A 3,167-nucleotide genomic window follows, 5' to 3' on the forward strand; every position below is an offset into this window, starting at 1 on the left:
CAGGTCGGTGTAGTCCATGTAGAACACCGCCGTCGAGAAACTGAGCCGATTGTCGAGCAGCCGACCTTTGAAGCCGATTTCGTAGTTACGCAACGACTCAGGATCCACCGCCTCCGGCGCGTTGGCACTGATGGACAAGGGCGAATTGCCGTAGCCGGCGCGATAGCCCGTCGAGTACTGTACATAGACACTCGATGCCTTGCTCACGTCGTAGTTGAACGCAATTCGCGGCGAGAACTCCTCGAGTGTCGGATTCGCAGCGTAGTCACCGGGCGTCAGCGCCGGCAGCACCAGATTGGGATCGGTCTCGTCATAAATGAAGTTGCCGCCGGCATCCGAGGTCTCTCGGCTATAACGAACACCCGCCGATAAATGCAGCCGCGGTGAAATATCCCAGAACACGTTCGCGTACACGCCGAAGCTCCGGAAGTCATTCACGTTCTGCTCGTAGTAGGCCGCGCGATAACCGCCGTCACCACCCGCATACCGAGGCGTGCCACCGAGAATGGCCCACATGCCGATGAAATCGGTCGACTCCGAGTCGAGCGACTCTCGCAGCTGGCTGATGCCGGCGACCCAGTTGAACGGGCCGCTGTAGTCCGAGGCGAAGCGCAACTCCAACGAATCGGTTTGCGAGAACACACCGTCGTACCCTTTCCACCAGGCGTACTCGGTTTGGTCGTAGTCCTCCATGAAGCGCAGCTCGTAGTCGAAGTGTCCGTACAACAACTCGATGGTGTGCCGGTCGAGTTCATAGCTCGCACGCAGCGAGGCAGTCCAGTCCTCGATGTTCACGTACTCAGCCACATCGCGCGACACTGTGCCGCCATTGTTGCCGACCTGATTGAAAAGACTGATCTCGCCAGGATAGGAACCACCCCAGCTTTCCAAGATCGGCAACTTGTCGTTCACCCAGTTGTCGTTCACGGACTCGACGGCGCCGAGATTGAAGTTGTGTCCGACTAGATCGTCGAAATCACGCTTGCGGCTCTCGTAGCCAAACGCCGCATCGATGGTGAGTTTGTCAGTGGCCAGAAATCGAACGGCCGCACGCCCGCCGAACATGTCGGTGCCGGAAGAGCCACCGGCCGGACCGACGTTGCGCATGGCGCCGTCGCTGCTCGATTGAAACGCGGCCGTACGCACAGCGACGCGCTCCGACAACGGCACGTTGAGAATGCCCTTGAAATACTGAGTGCCGAAGCGCCCCACATCGACAGTCATCGAGCCTTTGATCGCATCCATCTGTGGCTTGGCCGTCACGATGTTGATGGAACCACCGAGCGAGTTGCGGCCGCTCAGTGTTCCCTGCGGGCCACGCAGCACTTCGATGCGCTCGATATCAAGCAAGCCGGTGGACAGCACCACGGCTGAGTTCATGGCACTGAAGCCAATGTCATCGAGTAGCACCGACGTCACATCAAAGCGACCGCCAGCGAAGTCGCTGATGCCACGGAAAGTCACTCGCTGTCCGTAGAACGCGCCTTGATCGATGAACGTGGCATTCGGAATGGAGAAAATGTAGTCGCCAACCTGCTCAACACGCAGCGCTTCCAGCGTGTCGGCATCGACCGCAGAGATGCTGATAGGTACGTCGATGAGCTTCTGTGCGCGCTTCTGCGCCGTCACGATTACTTCATACAGTTCAGTGCCATCTTCCGACGTCGCTGTTGCTGCCGGTTCGCCGCTCGCGCCTTGAGTCGTCGGTGCGGGTGCCTCACTGCTGGCCAGTCGCCAATTACGGCGTTCCTGCCGACTCACACCTGAGGGCACAGTGACCGCCGAGGCCGTGGGCTGCTTGGGCAGAATGGTGACGGTGGATGCATCGAGATAGGTATAGACCAGACCGGTTCCCGACAGAATCTGGGTGAGCGCTTCGTCCAAGGTGAGCTCGCCGTTCGCGCCGGCACTGCGCCGTTCCCCGAGCAGATCGCTGGAGTACACAATCTGTAACTCGCGATCGTCGATCAGCGCTCGCAATGCTGTCGTGAGTTGTTGCGGTGGAATGGCCGTGGCTCGGCGAATGGCCGCCTGAGCGGCTGAGTTGGCCGAGAAACCGACGATCGACGCGACGATTGCCGCCACCAAACTGTTGCGCATGATGCTCTCCCCATTCGTTATGAATGTTGTGATGAAGGGAGAGAGTGCGGAGCGCGGCAAAATGGAGCCCCTGAGTTGTCGACAATCGATCAATGCAGGTCGCTGATGCGACCGATGCGAATCATTCGCTCGCTCGACTCGATGCGCACATTCGGTTGCGTCTGCAGATAGCGCACCAGCGCCGCGGGATCAGGCGAACGGAAGATCGCGGTGATCTTCAACGATTTGAGCTGCGTGTCGTCCAGCACCAGCAGTCGCGTGTTGTAGCGATTGAACTCGGCGACGACCTCATCGAGCGGCGTCACGTCGAAGATCAATTCACGTCGCGTCCAGGCAGTGGCGGTCGATGCGTCGACACGCACCGTCGGCGTGTCGAGCCTGGCGGTAACGGTCAGTCGCTCGCCGGCGCCGAGCAGAACCTGACCTTCGCTCGGTGTGTCGAATGAGGTTACCGTCGTCACAGCCTCAGTTCGATCTTGAACCGCGACGCGACCTTCGACGACGGTGACGGTGGTACCGCCGGGTTTGCGATACACATCGAACTGCGTGCCCACGGCTCGAATGCTCGTGTCATCGCTGTGGACAACGAAGGGTCGCGCTGGGTCCTTTTTCACCTGGAACAATGCCTGACCTTGGAGCAACTCAAGCGTCCGCTCAGCGGCACTGAAACGGACACGGAGCCTCGAACGAGCGTTCAGTTCCACCGTCGAGCCATCCGCAAGCACGATGGAACGCTGCTCGCCGATGGCCGTGCTGTAGGTGCCGCTCAAGAAATGAAACCACGCCCCGACCATTGCGATCATGACCGCCGCGATAGCAGCTAGCGAACGCGGCCTCACTGAGCGACGCGGTGGCGCAGCTCGCGGCAGTGGCACCAGGCGCTCCAGGTTCAGTTCCGGCACGTGTAGATCCGCACGCGCAAGCTCAATCCGTGCTGGCAAGGCCATGTCAGCATCAACCGTGACGTTGCTGCTCTCCATCCACACCGCCGCGATGTCGAGATATGCGCCGACATGCTCCGGCGAGCGCCGCAGCCAGTTCATCAACGCCTGTTGAATCGCCGGATC

General features: G+C 60.2%; 2 protein-coding genes. Both read right to left on the reverse strand.

Features of this window, described 5'->3' with window-relative positions; genetic code table 11:
* Window positions 1-2,100 (reverse strand): TonB-dependent receptor domain-containing protein (locus tag JNL55_RS13420; protein ID WP_293853730.1); only part of this gene is annotated, 2,100 nt, incomplete at its 3' end.
* An 89-nt stretch (window positions 2,101-2,189) separates the two neighbouring features.
* Window positions 2,190-3,167: FecR family protein (locus JNL55_RS13425; RefSeq protein WP_293853732.1), on the reverse strand; the 978-nt coding region annotated here is incomplete at its 5' end.

It is taken from the genome of Steroidobacter sp. (assembly GCF_016790065.1).
GTDB lineage: Bacteria > Pseudomonadota > Gammaproteobacteria > Steroidobacterales > Steroidobacteraceae > Steroidobacter.